Source organism: Actinomadura kijaniata NBRC 14229 (assembly GCF_001552175.1).
GTDB classification, from domain to species: Bacteria; Actinomycetota; Actinomycetes; order Streptosporangiales; family Streptosporangiaceae; genus Spirillospora; species Spirillospora kijaniata.
This window is the reverse complement of the sequence record NZ_BCQR01000016.1, coordinates 1-17,050: the sequence shown is the minus strand read 5'-3', so window position 1 is coordinate 17,050 and position 17,050 is coordinate 1. Positions and strand designations below refer to the sequence as shown.

Annotated in this window: 19 protein-coding genes; 8 read left to right on the top strand and 11 right to left on the bottom strand. The window is 71.7% G+C overall.

From position 1 onward, the window contains the following. Positions 1–67 precede the first annotated feature (67 nt). The gene (locus AKI01S_RS06665) at positions 68–625 is read left to right on the top strand and encodes an alpha-amylase inhibitor (protein ID WP_067812911.1); all 558 of its coding nucleotides are present in this window, start codon (positions 68–70) and stop codon (positions 623–625) included. 690 nt (positions 626–1,315) lie between these two features. Here the strand turns inward: AKI01S_RS06665 and AKI01S_RS06660 are convergent. Continuing rightward, positions 1,316–1,690: a VOC family protein gene (locus tag AKI01S_RS06660; protein ID WP_245681505.1), complete on the bottom strand. Its 375-nt coding sequence runs from the start codon at positions 1,688–1,690 to the stop codon at positions 1,316–1,318. Between the two features lie 320 nt (positions 1,691–2,010). On the opposite strand from AKI01S_RS06660, the gene AKI01S_RS50245 reads away from it, so the two are divergent. Further along, the gene (locus AKI01S_RS50245; protein ID WP_157419699.1) at positions 2,011–2,157 is read left to right on the top strand and encodes a hypothetical protein; all 147 of its coding nucleotides are present in this window, start codon (positions 2,011–2,013) and stop codon (positions 2,155–2,157) included. A 455-nt stretch (positions 2,158–2,612) separates the two neighbouring features. Here the strand turns inward: AKI01S_RS50245 and AKI01S_RS06655 are convergent, their stop codons facing one another. Together AKI01S_RS06655 and AKI01S_RS52730 are read right to left on the bottom strand one after the other, a co-directional pair. Continuing rightward, on the bottom strand, positions 2,613–3,107 hold the full coding sequence (locus AKI01S_RS06655) for a hypothetical protein (protein WP_067812907.1): 495 nt from the start codon (positions 3,105–3,107) through the stop codon (positions 2,613–2,615). Positions 3,108–3,122: 15 nt separating this feature from the next. Beyond that, the gene (locus AKI01S_RS52730; protein WP_067812905.1) at positions 3,123–3,368 is read right to left on the bottom strand and encodes a hypothetical protein; all 246 of its coding nucleotides are present in this window, start codon (positions 3,366–3,368) and stop codon (positions 3,123–3,125) included. Between the two features lie 18 nt (positions 3,369–3,386). On the opposite strand from AKI01S_RS52730, the gene AKI01S_RS52495 reads away from it, so the two are divergent. Continuing rightward, positions 3,387–3,764, top strand: a complete 378-nt coding sequence (locus AKI01S_RS52495; RefSeq protein ID WP_218009578.1) for a hypothetical protein — start codon at positions 3,387–3,389, stop codon at positions 3,762–3,764. Between the two features lie 349 nt (positions 3,765–4,113). Here the strand turns inward: AKI01S_RS52495 and AKI01S_RS06640 are convergent, their stop codons facing one another. Continuing rightward, positions 4,114–4,689 (bottom strand): TetR/AcrR family transcriptional regulator, encoded by a 576-nt coding sequence (locus tag AKI01S_RS06640; protein ID WP_067813061.1) that lies wholly within the window; start codon positions 4,687–4,689, stop codon positions 4,114–4,116. Positions 4,690–4,780: 91 nt separating this feature from the next. Between AKI01S_RS06640 and AKI01S_RS06635 the strand changes: the two genes are divergently transcribed. From AKI01S_RS06635 to AKI01S_RS06625, 3 genes are all read left to right on the top strand, one after another. Then, entirely contained in the window at positions 4,781–6,712 is a 1,932-nt protein-coding gene (locus AKI01S_RS06635) for a fumarylacetoacetate hydrolase family protein (RefSeq protein WP_067812903.1), read from the top strand. Positions 6,713–6,777: 65 nt separating this feature from the next. Next, on the top strand, positions 6,778–7,212 hold the full coding sequence (locus AKI01S_RS48890; protein ID WP_157419698.1) for a DUF6463 family protein: 435 nt from the start codon (positions 6,778–6,780) through the stop codon (positions 7,210–7,212). Between the two features lie 160 nt (positions 7,213–7,372). Beyond that, positions 7,373–9,283 carry an ABC1 kinase family protein gene (locus AKI01S_RS06625; RefSeq protein WP_067812901.1) on the top strand — a complete coding sequence of 637 codons (1,911 nt, stop codon included), beginning with the start codon at positions 7,373–7,375 and terminating at the stop codon, positions 9,281–9,283. Here the strand turns inward: AKI01S_RS06625 and AKI01S_RS06620 are convergent. The 4 genes from AKI01S_RS06620 to AKI01S_RS50235 all read right to left on the bottom strand — a co-directional run bounded on the left by AKI01S_RS06620 (position 9,261) and on the right by AKI01S_RS50235 (position 10,927). Next, positions 9,261–9,599 (bottom strand): hypothetical protein, encoded by a 339-nt coding sequence (locus tag AKI01S_RS06620; protein ID WP_067812899.1) that lies wholly within the window; start codon positions 9,597–9,599, stop codon positions 9,261–9,263. The two genes, AKI01S_RS06625 and AKI01S_RS06620, sit on opposite strands and share 23 nt — an antisense overlap. A 170-nt stretch (positions 9,600–9,769) precedes the next feature. After that, a complete protein-coding gene (locus AKI01S_RS06615) occupies positions 9,770–10,006 on the bottom strand; it encodes a hypothetical protein (RefSeq protein WP_157419697.1) in 237 nt (78 codons plus the stop codon). Between the two features lie 60 nt (positions 10,007–10,066). Continuing rightward, on the bottom strand, positions 10,067–10,738 hold the full coding sequence (gene lexA / locus AKI01S_RS06610; protein ID WP_218009583.1) for a transcriptional repressor LexA: 672 nt from the start codon (positions 10,736–10,738) through the stop codon (positions 10,067–10,069). A 45-nt stretch (positions 10,739–10,783) separates the two neighbouring features. After that, complete coding sequence (locus AKI01S_RS50235; RefSeq protein WP_157419696.1) at positions 10,784–10,927, bottom strand: hypothetical protein; 144 nt, start codon at positions 10,925–10,927, stop codon at positions 10,784–10,786. A gap of 249 nt (positions 10,928–11,176) precedes the next feature. Between AKI01S_RS50235 and AKI01S_RS06605 the strand changes: the two genes are divergently transcribed. Then, on the top strand, positions 11,177–12,214 hold the full coding sequence (locus AKI01S_RS06605) for a cobalamin-independent methionine synthase II family protein (protein WP_067812894.1): 1,038 nt from the start codon (positions 11,177–11,179) through the stop codon (positions 12,212–12,214). Positions 12,215–12,382: 168 nt separating this feature from the next. Here the strand turns inward: AKI01S_RS06605 and AKI01S_RS06600 are convergent, their stop codons facing one another. Genes AKI01S_RS06600 through AKI01S_RS06590 form a run of 3 tightly spaced genes read right to left on the bottom strand, consistent with a single transcriptional unit; the run spans position 12,383 to position 16,247 of the window. After that, positions 12,383–14,431, bottom strand: coding sequence for an iron ABC transporter permease (locus tag AKI01S_RS06600; protein ID WP_067812892.1), 2,049 nt, complete (start codon positions 14,429–14,431; stop codon positions 12,383–12,385). A gap of 23 nt (positions 14,432–14,454) precedes the next feature. Continuing rightward, complete coding sequence (locus tag AKI01S_RS06595; RefSeq protein ID WP_067812887.1) at positions 14,455–15,447, bottom strand: ABC transporter substrate-binding protein; 993 nt, start codon at positions 15,445–15,447, stop codon at positions 14,455–14,457. Positions 15,448–15,503: 56 nt separating this feature from the next. Beyond that, positions 15,504–16,247 carry an ABC transporter ATP-binding protein gene (locus AKI01S_RS06590; protein WP_218009577.1) on the bottom strand — a complete coding sequence of 248 codons (744 nt, stop codon included), beginning with the start codon at positions 16,245–16,247 and terminating at the stop codon, positions 15,504–15,506. 552 nt (positions 16,248–16,799) lie between these two features. Between AKI01S_RS06590 and AKI01S_RS52725 the strand changes: the two genes are divergently transcribed. Further along, positions 16,800–17,050: hypothetical protein (locus AKI01S_RS52725; protein ID WP_218009576.1), on the top strand; the 251-nt coding region annotated here is incomplete at its 3' end.

Here is a 17,050-nt window from a genome sequence, read left to right as displayed (position 1 = left end):
AACCTCTTTCTGTAATTTTCAGAAAGAAGGATCTGCTTCTGCAAGAAACCGACTGCTGGGAGAGACCATGTCCCGATTCCTTCGCCCCTTCGCGTCGGCCGTCGCCCTGGCCGCCGCGATCCTGGCCCTGCTCGCACCCGCTACCAGCGCGCACGCTGAAAGCGTCCCGACCTGCGTGAACTACAGCCAGAGCTGGCGTTACGCCACCGCCACCAACACCTGCTCCCACGGCGTCACCTTCAAGACCGTCTACCAGGACGGCCATCAGGAGAGCTGCCAGTACCTCGCGCCGGGCCAGACCCGCACCATCGGATCCGGGTACACCGGTCCGCACGGCTCCCTCGCCCGCCTGGAGCAGTGCACCGGCACCACCACCATCTGGGGCCACCACGACGCAGGCTGGGGCAACCAGATCACCATCCGCGGCAACACCGCCCCACTGACCTGGAGCGCCGGCCACGACTGCGCCAACCGCTCCGCCGGGTTGTGGGAGTGCGCCGTCGTGGGCATCCCCGCCGGGCAGCCGTTTGAGTTCAAGGTCCTCATCAACGACAAGACCTGGTCGGCCGGGGCCAACTACACCGGCGCCGGGACCTGGACCCAGGACGTTCACCCCTCCTTCTGACGGCGGCGGCCAGCCGTTCACGAGATCCCGGCGGCCGGCCCCGCGCCACACCCCGCCGCCCCCGGCGCCGTCACCACGGCGCCGGGGGCGGCCGGTCAGCGCGTGCGAGCGACCCCCGCCGCAACGGCGCCCAGCACGGGCAGCGTCTCCCCGGAGAGTCTGTTCCTGAACTCGGGCAATGACAGTTCGGTCTTGCTGTGGATGCGGCTGAAAGGCGTCTGGTCGGTGGGGATATCAGGCGTGTGAGCCAAGCGCGCAGGTGCGCGGCGGGTGGGAGGAAGCCTTCGGAGGGAGGAACGTCTCGGCGAAAGCACTGTTCGTCGGAGTGTCCGATGAGGGATGCGCGGTCACGGTGGCAGGCGGCCCGGCAGGCGTGCCTTCCCCAAGGCGCACGTCACGAACGCGCGGGCGCGCCGTGGCGGGATACGGCGGGAGATGGTGTGAGGTGACACGGGCACAAGGGGCATGTTCGTCGGGGCCGACCAGGGCAAACGGGTGTCATGCCATGACAGGTGACATCAGCGACAACAGGGAGGCCCTGGCGGGCTTGACCGATGTCTGGCCGGTCATGATGGAGGCGATGCACACCCAGCCACCAGGCGAGCCCGGCCCCGAGGGATTCGCCGCGATCGTCACCGAGCGGGCGGCGCAGTTGCGTCTTGCTAGGCGTTCGCCGTGTCTGTGGGGTGCTTACCGCCGCCGCGGACTGAGGCAGAACGGGTGCCCGGCCGGGTCGGTCATGACGCGCCACCGTCCCGGGTTGGGCTGAAAGCTCGGCTTTGCGCCGCCCAGTTCGCAGACGATGGCCTCGGCCTCCTCAAGGTCATCAACGTCGAAATCCAGGTGAAACTGCTGGGGCCGGTCGCCCTCTGGCCAGGTTGGTGGCAGGTAACCAGCGACACGCAGGAAAATGATCCGTGCGCCGCCCGGCAGCACGACCGCGGACGCCTCCGGAGCGTCATGGGTGATCTTCCCGCCTGTCAGCGCGGCGTAGAACGCAGCAAGCGCCGACGGGTCGGGGCAGTCGAGACTGACGGCGGCCAACTCCGCGATACCAGACTGCACGAACGGGCTCCCCTCTGCCACAGACAACACCGTCGCCTCACGCACCGCCCAGCGGTCCCGGCCGCAGGCCACGATCAACGATGGCGCAGACAATAGGCCGTTATCTACGCCAAGACCTCAAGATTCTTTCCGGGCCGCACCCCCACCCCCGCCCCCACCCCCCGCTTGAGCAGGCACGACAGGGCTCAGCACACGATCTCGCAGAGATGCCCGGCACCCATCGTCGACCGCCTGAAGCAGCCGGTCAGCGAGCCGAACCACTCATGCGCCCAAGGGCCCCAACGCCTGACCAGGCGCTGCCGAGCATCACCAGCCCTCCGATGACCAACGCCACCTTTGCGCCGGTGGAATTGCTGGACTTCTGCTCGTCCAGGTCCTTGCTTTCGGCCGGTTCGCCGCCCGAGTATCTGACGCAGGGGTCGCCCGCAGCCATCGTCTGGCCGCCGCAGTCGGCAGATGAGCCCTGACCTGGAATCCGACCAAGACGATCGGCGCGCCGATGGCAAGGAAGACCAGACTCGCCAAGAGATCCTGCCCGGGGGTGTTCTGTCTTGAGCCCATGATCGCCAGCCTTCCAGGAACACCGTCAAAAGAACACGGGTGTTTCTGAATGGTCGAACTGATCACACAGAGCTGCGACATGGCCGGACAAAGGGTGCGCAGTGGCCCCATTGTCCGCGACGACCTGCCTGGCGCACGCTCTCGCATCGCTGTTCCTCACACCCCAAGCCCATGACCGAGCGGCCCGCGATCATCCAAACAACCGCGCCGACCTGCCGGTTGCCCCTGATGACTCGTTGGGAGGCCAGACCAACCGGCAGAACCCCAGCCTGAACAGCCACGGGCAGGCGAGCACCCGTTGCCCCGGGACCCGGATTCTCTGAACTTAATTGATCTTGCCGGGTCGACGGCTTGCCGTGGCTCAGAGGTAGTCGAAGAACCGGGTGAACCAGGTGGGTGGCTGGTCTGAGGGGTAGTAGTTCGCGAGGTCGCTTCGGCCGTTGTAGCGGGTGTTGAGGAGATCTTCGGGGACGACGCGGTAGTCGAGGCCGGTCAGTGTGTCCTCGATTCGGTCGAGGTCTTCAGCGGGTAGGAGCTGTCGTTTCTCGGCGTCGGTGTAGCTGCGGATGTTCTCCGGCGAGTAGACCGCGAGATTCCCGAAGTTGCTGATGCGAATGGTGATCCTTTCGCCCCCTGCTGTGTGGGTGGCGGGGACACCGATGTCGCCGTGGAAGCTGGCGTCCTGGATATTCCGATCGACATGGCACCGGCATCCGAAGGCGGTGTCCAGCTTCGCGACGACCTTGTTGAATCGGGCTCTGACCTCGGTGTGATCGTAGATTGCCGGGAACTCCATGTGGTCGGGGTCATCTAGTTCGTGGAGCAGCTCCCACCAGGCGTCATCACTGACCGTCATGACCGTAAGGCTACTTCAGCGGAGCGGGCCGGGCTGGCCGACGGGGATCTCTCGGAAGGTGGGGATGCCAAGGTCGGTGAGGCTGGGCGTGGGGCTTCGCCGGTCGATCTGGGCGAGCTTGTCGTCAGCCCCGGCGAGGCTGACTTTGAGCCCTTCGACCTCGCCGAGCCAGCCTTCGCGTTCGGCTTCAGTGATCCGGGCGATGAGGTTGTCGCGGACCTCGATGAGCCGGGCGCGTTGGGCGGGGTCGGGCCAGGGCATCGGGCAGCGGACGCAGGCGTGTTCGTGGATGCAGGGTGTGGAGAAGGCGCGGCCGCAGGTGCCGCCATCGCCCTGCAACTGGTCTTCCTGCACCAGGCCCCCGCCGACAGCGGGGTGGCCCCGCTGCTGGCGGGCCGCACAGTCTCCTCGGCCATCACCCTCACCGCGGCCGCGGTGATGTTCCGCAGGCTGGGGTCCGAACGGCCCGCCTACGCGATGTCGGCGGCCGGCGGCGTGCTGGACTCGTTGGCGAACCTGCTTGCCCGCAGCGGTGACCTCACCGTCGTCGCGGTGATCACCGCTCTCTACCCGGCCGGTACCGTCCTGCTGGCCCGCGGTGTGCTGGCCGGGCTGGGCGCCGCCGTCGTCGCCGTCAGCCTCCTGGCCCTGACCTGAACCGCGCCGACCCCCGCCACCCCGGGCAACCCCGACCTCCACACGGCCCGGGTCCACTTCACCGTCGGCCGCTCCCCCGGCCACGCGAGGAGAACCGCATGCGGGTCCAGTCCTGGGGCGCCGGCCTCCGGCTCCTGCGCGCGGAACGGCGTCCGGCGCCGACAGTCTGAGCGAGCCCGCCGGCCGGGCAGGCACGGCCCAGACCGAAAGCGGGGCGGGGCCCTGCCCGTGGTCATGTGGGAGGTTGAGGCGGCCCCTCAGTGATCTGCCGCGCTGGACGCATCGGTGAAATGGCCGACTCCTACAGCGTCGTCGCTTTCGCCGTGTCGGCAGTTGCCTCTGGGCGGCGTCAGGGTCGTTCGAGGCTCGTCGGCAGGAGGGCGCGGATCGTGGTGCGGACGGCGTCGAGGTCCACCGCCTCGGGGGCGACCCGCCACTGGGCGTGAACGCCGATGACCGCCCCCACCAGCACGACCGTGAACGCCTCCGGAGTGGTCCCCGCGGGCAGCGCCTCCGCCGGGATCTGGGACCGGACCCCCTGCCGGAGCGCCGCGTGCAGTTGCGCGTAGTGCTCGCGGATCGGCGAGTCGACCTCCACGGCCTCGGCGAGCAGGGTGATGAACAGGCGTGTGACCGGCATGCGGATGAAGCCCATGACCTGGTCCAGCGGGTCACCGGAAGGCCGCTCCCCCGGGGTCGGCGCGAACCTGGTCAGCACGGCCTGGATCTGGTCGTCGATCACCGCCTCCAGCAGGCCCAGCTTGTTACCGAAGTGCCAGGGGATGGAGCCGCGGCTGATCCCGGCCTTCTCGGCGATGTCGAGGAAGCTCGTCTGCCGGTACCCCTTCTCGGCGAAGAGCTCCGCGGCGGCCGTCACCAGCAGTCGGCGGCTCTCCTGGGTCCTCTCGGTACGTCGCGTGGCCATGAAGGCCATCTAAGCAGGTATGTCAAACGACAGATTCTGTGTTAGCTGATATAACCTGTGTTGACCAACATAGAAGTGAGGAGGTTCTCCCATGCGCTGGGTGACCTACGCGACCGACACCGGGGACCGCGTCGGAGTGATCGGCGGGGACCGGATCCATCCGCTCGCGCCGGACGTCCGCCTGGTCGACCTCATCGGCCGGGGCGCCGAGGAGCTGCGGGCGGCCGGAGAGGCAGCTCTGGCTTCGGCGGAGCCGACCGTTCCGCTGGCCGGGGCCAGGCTGCGCGCGCCGGTTCCCCGTCCGCCCTCGATCCGCGACTGCCTGTGCTTCCTGGACCACATGCGCAACTGCCAGCAGGCGACCGGATCGCCACGCACGCTCAACGACGCCTGGTACCGGGTCCCGGCCTTCTACTTCGCCTGCCCCTCGACGGTCGTCGGCCCGTACGACGAGGTGACGGTCTCGCCCGGCAGCGCCTGGTTCGACTTCGAACTGGAGATCGCCGCGGTCATCGGCCCCGGCGGCCGCGACCTCACGCCGGAGCAGGCCGAGGAACACATCATCGGTTACACCATCTACAACGACTGGTCGGCGCGCGACCTGCAGATGCGCGAGGCGCCGATGGCGATCGGCCAGGCCAAGGGCAAGGACGGCGCGACCACGCTCGGCCCGTTCCTGGTCACCCCGGACGAGCTCGCCCCCCACCGCCGCGACGGCCGGCTCGCCCTGCGGGTCGAGGCGAAGGTCAACGGCACGACCATCGGCTCGGGCGACACCGGCGCCATGGACTGGAGCTTCGGCGAGGTGATCTCCTACGCCTCGCGCGGTGTGGACCTGGTGCCCGGCGACGTGTTCGGGTCGGGCACGGTGCCCGGCTGCTGCCTCGTCGAGCACCTGTCGCTCTCCGACCCGGCCGCGTTCCCCGGCTGGCTGCGGGACGGCGACGTCGTCGAGCTGACCGTCGAGGGGCTGGGGCACACCCGCCAGGCCGTCCGCGCGTCCGCCGCGCCGCACCCGCTGGCGCCCCGGCACGACCCCGACCGGCGGCCGCCGCGCCCGCGCGTCAACCGCGCCCCTTCGAAGCTGCCCTACACGCGCGGACTGCACGAGGTGGGCCCGGACGTGTGGGCCTGGCTGCTGCCCGACGGCGGCTACGGCTGGAGCAACGCCGGACTGGTCGCGGGCGAGGACGCCTCCCTCCTGGTGGACACCCTGTTCGACCTGCGGCTGACCGCCGAGATGCTCGACGCCATGCGCCCGGTCACCGGACGCCGGCCGATCACCCGCGCCGTCATCACCCACGCCAACGGCGACCACACCCACGGCAACCAGCTGCTGGACGAACGGGTCCAGATCATCGCCGCCGAGGCCACCTGCGCGGAGATGCGGCACGAGATGCCGCCGGAGATGCTGACCGCCACCCAGGTGGTGGACATCGGACCGGCGACCCCCTACTTCCGCGAACGCTTCGGCGCCTTCGACTTCGGCGGCATCCGCCTGCGGCTGCCCGACCTGACCTTCGACGGGGAGCTGACGCTGGACGTCGGCGGCCGCGAGGTGCGGGTGATGGACCTCGGCCCCGCCCACACCGCCGCCGACTCGGTCGTGCACGTGCCGGACGCGGGCGTGCTCTTCGCCGGCGACCTGCTGTTCGTGGGCTGCACCCCGATCGTGTGGAGCGGCCCGGTCTCCCACTGGATCGCCGCCTGCGACCGGATGATCGCCACCGGCGCCGACACGATCGTCCCCGGTCACGGCCCGGTCACCGACCCCGACGGGATCCGCGCGGTGCGCGGCTACCTCACCCACGTGGTCGAGCAGGCGGACGCCGCGCACGCCCGCGGGCTGTCCTTCGGCGAGGCGGTCAAGGCGGTGGACCTGGGCGAGTACGCCACCTGGCTGGACGCGGAGCGGATCGTGGTCAACCTCCACCGCCGCTACCGCGAGCTCGACCCCGCCACCGCACCCGAGCTGGACCAGATGACGCTGATGACGATGATGGCCGAAAGGGCGCTCTCATGACCCGGATCCCCGTGACGCTCCGACCGGACCGCGCGCCCGTCTCCGCCCGAGCGAAGGACATGAACGTGACCACGACGACGGCTCGGAACGACGCCGAACCCGCGACCCTGACGAGATGGGGCGGCTGGAGCTGCGTGGCGATCGGCCTCGGCCACAGCGCCCTCGGCGCGAGCATGACCTGGCGGCACTGGGCGGGCTGGATGGCCGGGGACCTCCACTGGGGTCTGGGGTCGCCGGAGATGCCGGAGTCCAAGCTCGCCTTCTGGGCCGTGCCCGGCAGCTTCGCGCTCCCGCTGGTCCTCCTCGGGCTGATGGCCGTCGCCCATGCCCGCGAAGGCCGAACGCTCCCCCGCCATGTCGGGCTGGCCCTGCTGGCCTGGGCGGTCTTCGGCGCCTACGTGTGCTTCCCGACGTTCGGCTTCTTCCTGGTCTTCGTTCCCGTGGCGCTCTTCCTGCTCGACGCGCGCCGGTCCCGCCGGGCCGCCGCCACCGCACCCTGACGCGCGGCCCGGGCGGTCGTCGGCCTCGCGCTCCCGGCCCGCCCCGCCGCGTGGGGGAACCGGCTCCCCCACGCGGGGGAATCTGGCCCCCCGCCGAACCGCCATACTGGGCCCACCCCGGTGATCTTCACCGCGTCCGCGTGTCTTCGAGGAGCCCCCCATGTCGTCCGGCCTGCCGCTGCTGTCCCTTGCCCTGCTGACGGGCGTCCTGCTGGTGGGCGGGCTGGTCTGGGCGAGCCGGCGGCTGCTCGGGCGGCCGGTGGGAACGGTGCGGACCGGCGTCGGGGCCCTGCTCGCCTTCTCGCTCAGCAGCGTCCTCGCCGAACAGATGCGGCGGGAGAGTCCCGGCCTGTACCTGGCGCTGACCGTGGCCTGCGCCGTGCTGATCACGATGACGTTCATCGTGATCGCCGAGGCGCTGGTGCCGACCGGCTCGCTGCCGCATCCGAGTGAGATCGTGCGGTCGGCGATCCGCCGCGTGTCGCGCAGCCGCCGCTACTACCAGATCACCCGGATCGCGGTCCGGCACGGCCTCGGCCCGGCGCTGCGCGGGCGCCGGGGCCGCACCCCGCACGCCCGGTCGCTGCGCCTGGCCCTCCAGGAAGCCGGGGTCACGTTCGTGAAGTTCGGTCAGGTGCTGTCGACGCGCCGGGACCTGCTGTCCCCGGCGTTCCTGGACGAGCTCTCCCACCTCCAGGACAAGGTGGAGCCCGCCTCCTCCGCCGAGATCGAGCAGGTGCTGACCGAGGAACTGGGCGGCTCCCCCCATGCCGTGTTCGCCGAGTTCGACCGGACGCCGCTGGCGGCGGCGTCCATCGGCCAGGTGCACCGGGCCCGGCTGCACTCGGGCGCCGAGGTCGTGGTGAAGGTGCAGCGGCCCGGCATCCGGCCGCTGGTCGAACGCGACCTGGACATCGTCGAGCGGCTCGCCGCCACCCTCCAGCAGCGCACCCGCTGGGGCCGCGCCTTCGGCGCCGTCGAACTGGCCCGCGGCTTCGCCGCCGCGCTGCTGGAGGAGCTCGACTTCCGGGTCGAGGCGCGCAACATGACCACGGTCGCCGCCGCGCAGCCCGCGCTGCGCGTCCCGGGCCTGCACGAGGAACTCACCACCGAACGCGTCCTCGTCCAGGAGTGGCTGGACGGCGTGCCGCTGAGCAAGGCCGAACCCATCATCGCCGAGCACGGCCTCGACCGCGCCAAGCTGGCCCGCGACCTGCTGGCGGGCCTGCTGACCCAGATCATGCGGGACGGCACCTTCCACGCCGACCCGCACCCCGGCAACATCCTGCTGCTGCGCGACGGCACCCTGGCCCTGCTGGACTTCGGCTCGGTCGGCCGCCTGGACGGCCAGCTGCGCGCCTCGCTGGAACACCTGCTGGTCGCCGTCGGCCGCAACGACCCGGCCGCCATGTCCGACGCCCTGCTGGAGATCGTCACCCACCCCGAGCAGCTCGACCGGCCGAGCCTGGAACGGGCGCTCGGCCAGTTCACCGCCCGCCACCTGAACGCCGGCCCCGCCCCCGCCATGGACATGTTCACCGACCTGTTCCGGCTGGTAGCGGCCTACGACCTGGCCGTCCACCCGGAGATCGCGGCGGTGTTCCGGGCGCTGGCCACCCTGGAGGGGACGCTGACGCGGCTGGACCCGTCGTTCGACCTGTTCGCCGAGGCCCAGGAGCATGCCTCCGGCCAGTTCACCGAGCGCCTCCACCCCTCCTCCCTCCGGGAGGCCCTGGCCGACGAGACCCTGAACCTGCTGCCGGTCCTGCGCCGCCTGCCCCGCCGCCTCGACCGGATCACCCACTCGCTGGAACGCGGCCGGCTCAGCGTGAACGTGCGCCTGTTCGCCGACGACCGCGACCGTCACCTGGTGACGACCCTGCTGCACCAGACCCTGCTGACGGTGCTCGGCGCGACCGCCGCCGTGGTCGCCGCGCTCCTGCTGGGCACGGCCGGAGGTCCCCAGGTGACACCGTCGGTGAGCCTGTTCCAGCTGATGGGCTACGCCCTGTTCGGCATCGGCTCGGTGCTGATCCTGCGCGTGCTGTTCACGATCTTCCGCCATCCCTGACCGGCGCCGCACGACCGGGTGACGGCTTTCGGCCGGTCGCCGGCGCGCGCACTCCCCTGCCGTGACAGAGATCGTGGAGCTCCTGGAGCCCGGCCCGGACCGGGGAGTCGTGGGCGATCGCCGTTCCTTCCCGGGCGGAGAAGGGAGCCCAGGCGAAGCTGAAGCCCTCGCGCATCATCCGCCACGCGTCCATGATCAGTTGTAGCGGGAACTCGACGTTCTGGGGCACGAAAGCGGGGTCGTGCAGGCACTCCAGTGAGCCGGACAGGCTCCGGTCCTCGTGACCGTCGATCGTGACCTCGAACAGATCGGTCATGGCGAGGACTCCTCTTCCGTTTCACGGATGACGGGATCGGGCTCCGCCGTCGCCTCGGCGGGCACGCCGAATGAAGATCATGGCGGCGGCATACGACCTCCCGCCGCCAGATGCCGCCAACGGCTTTTCAGCCGTTTCACCGAGCCCGAAAGGCGCCGGACCGCGCCCTCTCAGTCCCCGGGCATCGCGCGCAGCAGCCGTTCGGCCTCCACGACCACCTCGTGGGAGTGCCCTTCGGCGATGTACCGCTGAGCCCGTTGCCGATCAGAGGCCTGATTGCCCGGAATGAGATGCATGACCTGGCCGTCCACCTCGACCAGCAGATGACCGTCCTGAGGGCATACGCCTCTGACCACGACAGCGGGTCGACCGAACGGCACCGATTTCGCCGACATGTCCTCGCTCATAGGGCCAGAGTGCCGGAAGGGTCTGACACCGAGCGTTATTCAGGTGCGGGTGGCGGGGTGTCAGACGCTGCGGAGCACGGAGACGACGACGCCCAGGATGACCGCGTTGTCGCCGTCGATGACGTCGTAGGCCGGGTTGCGCGGTTCGAGGTGAACGTGGCCGTTGCGGCGCCGGTACACCTTGACGGTGGCCTCATCGTCGATCATCGCGGCGACGATCTGCCCGGAGTGAGCCTCGGGCTGCTGCCGGACCACGACGATGTCGCCGTCGCGGATCGCGGCGTCGACCATCGAGTCACCACGGACCCGCAGGCCGAAGACGGTGCCGCGTCCGGTGAACTCGCGGGGCAGCGACAGCGTGTCGTCGACGTGCTCTTCGGCGGCGATGGGCGTGCCGGCGGCGATGCGTCCGACGACGGGCACGGGCACCAGGGTCTCGGCGGGCTCCTGGCCCCGGTGCTCGCGCAGGAACATCCGCACGTCGATCGGCCGGGTCACCGAGGCCCCCCGGGTCAGGAAGCCCCGCTCCTCCAGGACGGCCAGATGCCGCGACACCGACGAGGTGGACCGCAGGCCGACGGCATCGCCGATCTGGCGGGTGCTCGGGGGATATCCGTACCTGACCACCCAGTCCCGGATCGTGACCAGGATCTGCTGCTGGCGTGGGGACAGGATCGAGACGTCCAGGCCCTCGAACGCGTCATGATCATCGTAGGTGGTCACCCACGGAATTGTAGAGGTCCCACGGGGCCGGACCGGGTCACCGCCGGGCCCGGTTCACATTCCGGCGGCCAGGGGCGGTACCAGCAGGGCGGCGGGGAGCACGAGCGCGGCGCGAGCGGCCGCGTTCTCGGCCACAGCGTGCCCGGCGAGATGGGCGGCCCGCTGCGCGCGGGCGACGGCCACCGCCTCACCGGCCACAAGGTGTTCAGCACGGCCTGGCCGTTCGCCGACTTCGCCATCCTTATCAGCACGCGGGGCCGTCTTCGGTCCCCGTTCAGCGGGTTGGGGGCAGCTTCCCGGCAGTGCACGCGGTGCTGCGGCCGGGGCCGCGTCCGGGCGTTGCACAACCAGGCCGGAGTTGCCATGGGCCAGGGCCACAGGCGATGGGCCGACTGTGGTCACGAAGGGTGATTGAGCGGGTACAGACGATTCCGTACCGTTCGTGGCATGCCACTCCCCACTGAACCCATCGGAAGCGTTCCTCGCCCCTCCGACCTGCTTGAGGCCACCCCGTCCGAGCTTCCCGCCGCCCAGGACTGGGCGGTCCGGGACACGATCCGCCGCATGGAGGAGCTCGGGTCACCGGTGGTGACCGACGGCGAGCAGTCCAAACCGAGTTTCGCCACCTACCCGATCGCGGGTCTGCCGGGCCTGGCGCCCGAAGGCGTCGTGATCCCGTTCGCCGACGGGCACCAGCGGCGCCTTCCCCGGCTGACGGCCGGGCCGTTCCGCTACACCCACCACGCCGTGGACTACCTGCGCGCCGCCCAGCGTCATGCCAGCGTGCCGGTCAAGCAGGCGGTGATCGCACCATCGGCGCTCAGCCTGCTGTACCCCGCCGAGGGCATCGACGGTTACCCGCGCCAGGCGTTCCTGAACGACCTGGTCGACGCGGCCGAAGCCGACATCCGCACCTGCCTGGAGGCCGGGGCCCACCTGGTCCAGCTCGACTTCACCGAGGCGCGGCTGTCCCTCAAGCTCGATCCCGGCGGGGGTGTGCTGGACGATTTCATCGCCCTCAACAACCGGGTGCTGGAACGCTTCTCGGCCGACGAACGCGCCCGCATCGGGGTGCACACCTGCCCGGGCGGCGACCTCGACTCCACCCACAGCCTGGACATCGACTACGCCGGGCTGCTGCCCCGGCTGTTCCAGCTCAAGGCGGGGGCGTTCTACGTCCAGATGGCCAGCGAGCCCGACCCGGACAAGGCACTGGCCATCGTCGCCGAGCACCTGCCCGCCCAGGCGCGGATCTTCGTCGGGGTGACCGACCCGATCGACCCGGTGGTGGAGACCCCCGAGCAGGTGCGCGACCGGGTGCTGGCCGCGGCCCGCCACCTGCCCGTCGAGCGTCTCGGTACCTGCGACGACTGCGGCTTCTCCCCGTTCGCCGACGACACCTCCACCTCCCGCGACATCGCGTTCGCCAAGATCGCCGCCCGCGTCCGGGGCACCGGGCTGGCCTCGTCCGCCCTGGGCGTCTGACCACGCTTCCCGGCCGGGACGGTCGGCTTCGGGCCGGGAGCCGGGTGCGGCACGAACGCGGTGGCCTGAGCGGCCAGGCGTTGAGGGCGGACGGGCCCCGGAGGACGGCGGGTCGGCGCCGGCAGGCGGGGCCGGTCGCCGGTGGCCCCGCCTGTCGGCGCGCCGGGGTCAGGCGTGCGGGGTCCGGCGGAGCAGCCACACCAGGTACGGCGCGCCGATCAGCGCGGTCACCACGCCCACGGGGATCTCGGACGGCGCGAGCAGCGACCGGCCGATCGTGTCGGCGACCACCACGAGCACGGCGCCCAGGACCGCCGCCATCGGGGCGACCCGGGCCGTCCCGTTGCCCGCGATCCGGCGCGCGAGGTGCGGGGCGACCAGTCCCACGAACCCGATGGCGCCCACGGCCGCGGCCGTTCCGGCGGCGAGCGCCGCGCCGGCCGCCAGCAGCAGGAGCCGGGCGCGGCCCACCGACAGGCCGAGTGAACGCGGCAGGTCGTCGCCGAGTTCGAGCAGGTCGACCGAGCGGGCGGACGCCGTGACGGCGATCGCCGCGAGCACGGGCAGGACGAGCCAGGCGAGCGAGTCGAAGCCGCGCGCGTAGGTGCTCCCGGCGAGCCAGGTCAGCGCCGAGGCGACGTTCATCTGCGCGCTGCTGACCATGACGTAGGTGAGGGCCATCGTGGTGGCCGCCATGCCGATGCCGACGAGCACCACGCGGGTGGGGTCCAGGCCTCCGCCGCCGCGCGCGACGAGGACCACCAGGGCGAGGGCCAGCGCGCCGCCGGCCGCGGCGGCGACCGGCAGCATGACCGCGGGAGCCGCCGGGATCGCCAGGATGACCAGCACCGCGCCGGCCGAGGCCCCGCCGGTCACCCCGACCAGGGACGGTTCGGCCAGGGGGTTGCGCACGACGGACTGGACGGCCACCCCGGCGACGGCCAGGCAGGCGCCGACGACGGCGGCCACCACGATGCGGGGGAACCGGTAGGACACCACGGACTCCGCCATCGTGTCGCCGGACCCGGTCAGGACGGCGGCCAGCTGGTTCCAGCCGATGCCGACGTCGCCCACCCGCAGTCCGACGAGGATCGCGGCGGCCAGGGCCGCCAGGCCGAGGCCGAGGACCGCCGGGAAGCGCAGGCGTCCCGGTGAGGCGGCGGCGACGGCGGCTCCGGTGTCGGCGTCGCCGGTGGCCACGCGACGGGCCAGCAGGATGAACACCGGTCCGCCCACCAGCGCCGTGATCACGCCGACCGGCAGCTCGCCGTACCCCGCCGACGGCGGCCGGACGATCTGCGCGGCGGCGTCGGCGGCCAGCAGCAGCGCGGCGCCCAGCAGCCCGGCCAGCGGCAGCAGCACCGCGTGCGTCCGGACGCCGAGCAGCCGGACCGTCACCGGGGCGACCAGGCCGACGAAGCCGATCGGGCCCGCGACCGTCACCGCCGCCGCGGCGAGCAGCACCGCCAGCGTCAGCGCGGCCGGGCGGACCCGCGCCACGCGCACGCCCAGCGCCTCGGCGGTCTGGTCGCCCAGCGCCATCAGGTCGAGCGGCCTGGCCAGCAGCGGCGCCGCCAGCACGGCGGCGGCGACCACGGCGCCGACCACAAGCGGCCGGTCCAGGCCCGCCTGGAGCAGCGTGCCGTTCCCCCAGAAGAAGACCCCCTGCGTCCGCCTCTCGTCGAGCATCTGCAGGAACTCGGCGACGGAGGTCGCGGCCAGCTGGACGGTCGCGCCCGCGAGCAGGACCTTGCCGGGCGTGGCCACGCTTCCCGCGATGAGCAGGTACACGATCCCCACGGCGAGCAGCGCCCCGGCGAACGCGGCGGCGCCGGTGCCCACCAGCCCGGCGCTCGCCCCCGTGAACAGCAGCGCGGTCACCGCGAGGTACGCGCCCGCGTTGGCGCCCAGGGTCTCGGGCGCGGCGAGGGGGTTACGCGTGGCGCCCTGGATCAACGCCCCCGAGACGCCGAGGGCGACGCCCGCGACGAGCCCGGCGAGCGTTCGCGGGATGCGGCTCCCGACGAGCACCGCTCTGGTGTGCTCGTCGGCGTCACCCGTGAGGGCGTTCAGTACGTCGCCCACTCCCACTCCGGCGGCGCCCAGGCCGAGGTGGACGACGGCCACCCCGAACAGGGCGAGCGCCGCCGCGCCGCTCACCAGCAGTGCCGGTGAGCGGCGGGCGCGGGCGGGAACGGCCGCGGCCTCCGTTGCCATGGAAGACGAAATACCTGGAGGCGTCAGGCCTTGAAGGCCCTGGCCGCCTCTTCCAGCAGCTGCGCTGCCGACAGGGGGCCGCCGAAGTACCAGGTGCCCGGGTTGATCGGCACGACCTTGCCGCCCTTGACGAAGCCGAGGTCCTTCCAGACGGCGTTGTCCTTCAGCTCACCGGTGAACGGGTCGTCCTTGGGGTGGGCGGTGTAGAGGAACGTGGCGGACGCGGGGACCTGGGTGAGGCCCTCCACGCCGACGGTGGTCATGCCCCAGGCGTCGGGCTTGCCCTTCCAGCCGTTCTTCAGCCCGGCCAGGTTGAGGACCTGGGCGGCCAGCGCGTCGTCGCCGAGGAGGCGGACGGTCGGCGTGCCGTTGACGCTGAATCCCATGGCCAGGGCGTACTCGGAGCCCGCCTTGCCGGCCTTCTCCAGGCGCGTCTTCACGGCGGCCGCCGTCGTGTCGATCCTGGAGAACACCTCGGCGGCCCGGTCCTGCCTGCCGACGGCCTTGGCCAGCTCGGTGAAGGTGGCCTTGAGGTGCTGGAGCTGCGGCTTGTCGGTGTAGGTGAAGGACACCACCGGCGCGATGGCCTTGAGCTGGTCGTAGCTGGCCTTGGAACGGGCCTCGTCCACGACGATCAGGTCGGGCGACAGCGCGCGGATCTTCTCCAGGCTGGGCTCCGACCGGGTCCCGACGTCGGTGACGCCCGCCGGAAGCTTGGCGCCGGGCGCGGTGACCCACTCGCCGTAGGTCTTGCTGTCGGCGTTGCCGACGGGGGTGACGCCGAGGGCGAGGAGCTCCTCGGTGTGCACCCACTCGAGCGACACCACCTTGGTGGCGGGCTTGCCGAGCGTGACCGGACCGCGGGCGGTGGCGATGGTGATCCCCCCGTTGCCGCCCTTGTCGCCGCCGCCCTGGCCGCCCTTGTTCTGGTCGCCGACGCTGCCGCCGCAGGCGGCGGTGCTCAGCGTGACGACGGCGGCGCAGCCGATCGCGAGCGCGCGGAACAAGCTCTGCATGGGGGAACTCCTAGTGATGCGTGTACTGCGTTATGCGGGAGGTGGTGCTGCGGGGCTCATCGCGCGGCGGCCGCCGGCCGCCGCGGGAAACACGCCAGATGCCCGGTCTCGGCGTCGCGGACGACGCTGACGTCGAGCCCGAAGGCACGGCCGATGGTCTCCGGGGTGAGCACCTCGTCGGGCGGGCCCGTCGCGGTGACCGCGCCGTCGGCGATGACCAGGATCTGGTCGCCGTACGCGGCGGCCTGCATGAGGTCGTGCAGCACGACCCCGCAGGCGATGCCGTGCTCGTCCGCCAGCCGGGCCACCACGTCGAGGACCTCGAACTGATGGCGCAGGTCGAGGTAGGTCGTGGGCTCGTCCAGGAGCAGGATGTCGGCCCGCTGCGCCAGCACGGTCGCCAGCCACGCCCGCTGGCGTTCACCGCCCGACAGCTCGTCCAGCCGCTTGCCCTCCAGCGGGGCCGCGTCGGTGACGGCGAGAGCCCAGTCGATGGCCTCGGCGTCCTCCCGGGTGTGCCGGGCGAACGCGCCGCGGTGGGCGTACCGGCCGTGCCGGACCAGTTCGCGGACCGTCACCCCGGCGGGGACGAGCGGGGTCTGCGGCAGGAACGCCAGGCGGCGCGAGAGGGTCCGGCGGGACAGGGAACGCAGCGGTTCGCCGTCGACGTGGACCTCGCCCGCGAGCGCCGGCTGCAGTCCGGCCACGGTGCGCAGCAGCGTGGACTTGCCGCAGCCGTTGGGCCCGGCGAGCACGGTCACCTCACCCGCGCGCAGCGTCAGGTCCACGGAACCGAGCACGCGCCTTCCCGCGTGACCGACGTCGAGACCACGCGCGACGAGCCGCGCCTCTCCCCCGCTCAACGGACGACCTTCCCGGTCAAACCGACCCTCCTGGTTGAAGTCGCCTCACCCTACACCGCCGAGGTAAGGCCTACCTAACCTAAGTCGACGCGCCGAAACGCTGACCGAACGAGGCGACGCATCGCCGTGTCAGCTGATTCCCCGAGTTCCTGCCGGGGACCGAAGCGTCCGAGGCGACAGGCGGCATGCCGGGCATGATGTGTCCGGAGGGCAGGCTGCGGCGGATCGCGCACCGGAATCTGTCCTCGACGGCCGAGCCGTGGATCCGTCCAAGGCCATCGGCCGGTACAGCACATGGGCGCGGCGTTCCGGCACTGCCGCCGCAGCCCATGGCCGCTCAGCCAGCGCCGGGGTGACGGCATGCGCTACCGGTCCAGGCGCGGCCGAGAGGCAAGCCGCCCACACCCCCGTGCCCTCTGGCGAGATCACCCCCGTACATGGCGATCCAGCCCATCGCCTCGCGCACGCGCCTCAGGCCACGCTGTCACCATGATCGCCTCCAACCACAGCCTCGATGACCGACCCGTCCCACCGGCTGTGGCGGCGTACGGCGTTCGACCGACGCGACAGGAGCAAGCCGGGGCGGCCAGGAGACCGTCCGCCGTGCGGCTCTCCGGTTCGCGCCTCAACCAGGATCACCATCTGGATTGGAGACAGAGGATGACCCGATCGACGACCCGCCGGGCGGGCGCCGGGCTGGCCTGCGCGGCCGCCGGCGGCCTGCTCGCGCTGGCGGCGCC

Excerpts from the sequence above, each read along its gene's own strand:
- AKI01S_RS06605 (WP_067812894.1), top strand. The coding sequence starts at position 11,177 with ATGCCACTCCCCACTGAACCCATCGGAAGCGTTCCTCGCCCCTCCGAC.
- AKI01S_RS52730 (WP_067812905.1), bottom strand. The coding sequence starts at position 3,368 with ATGCCCTGGCCCGACCCCGCCCAACGCGCCCGGCTCATCGAGGTCCGC.
- AKI01S_RS06640 (WP_067813061.1), bottom strand. The coding sequence starts at position 4,689 with ATGGCCACGCGACGTACCGAGAGGACCCAGGAGAGCCGCCGACTGCTG.
- AKI01S_RS06665 (WP_067812911.1), top strand. The coding sequence starts at position 68 with ATGTCCCGATTCCTTCGCCCCTTCGCGTCGGCCGTCGCCCTGGCCGCC.
- AKI01S_RS06655 (WP_067812907.1), bottom strand. The coding sequence starts at position 3,107 with ATGACGGTCAGTGATGACGCCTGGTGGGAGCTGCTCCACGAACTAGAT.
- AKI01S_RS06625 (WP_067812901.1), top strand. The coding sequence starts at position 7,373 with ATGTCGTCCGGCCTGCCGCTGCTGTCCCTTGCCCTGCTGACGGGCGTC.
- AKI01S_RS50245 (WP_157419699.1), top strand. The coding sequence starts at position 2,011 with ATGACCAACGCCACCTTTGCGCCGGTGGAATTGCTGGACTTCTGCTCG.
- AKI01S_RS06615 (WP_157419697.1), bottom strand. The coding sequence starts at position 10,006 with ATGAGCGAGGACATGTCGGCGAAATCGGTGCCGTTCGGTCGACCCGCT.
- AKI01S_RS06600 (WP_067812892.1), bottom strand. The coding sequence starts at position 14,431 with ATGGCAACGGAGGCCGCGGCCGTTCCCGCCCGCGCCCGCCGCTCACCG.
- AKI01S_RS06595 (WP_067812887.1), bottom strand. The coding sequence starts at position 15,447 with ATGCAGAGCTTGTTCCGCGCGCTCGCGATCGGCTGCGCCGCCGTCGTC.
- AKI01S_RS06635 (WP_067812903.1), top strand. The coding sequence starts at position 4,781 with ATGCGCTGGGTGACCTACGCGACCGACACCGGGGACCGCGTCGGAGTG.
- AKI01S_RS06620 (WP_067812899.1), bottom strand. The coding sequence starts at position 9,599 with ATGACCGATCTGTTCGAGGTCACGATCGACGGTCACGAGGACCGGAGC.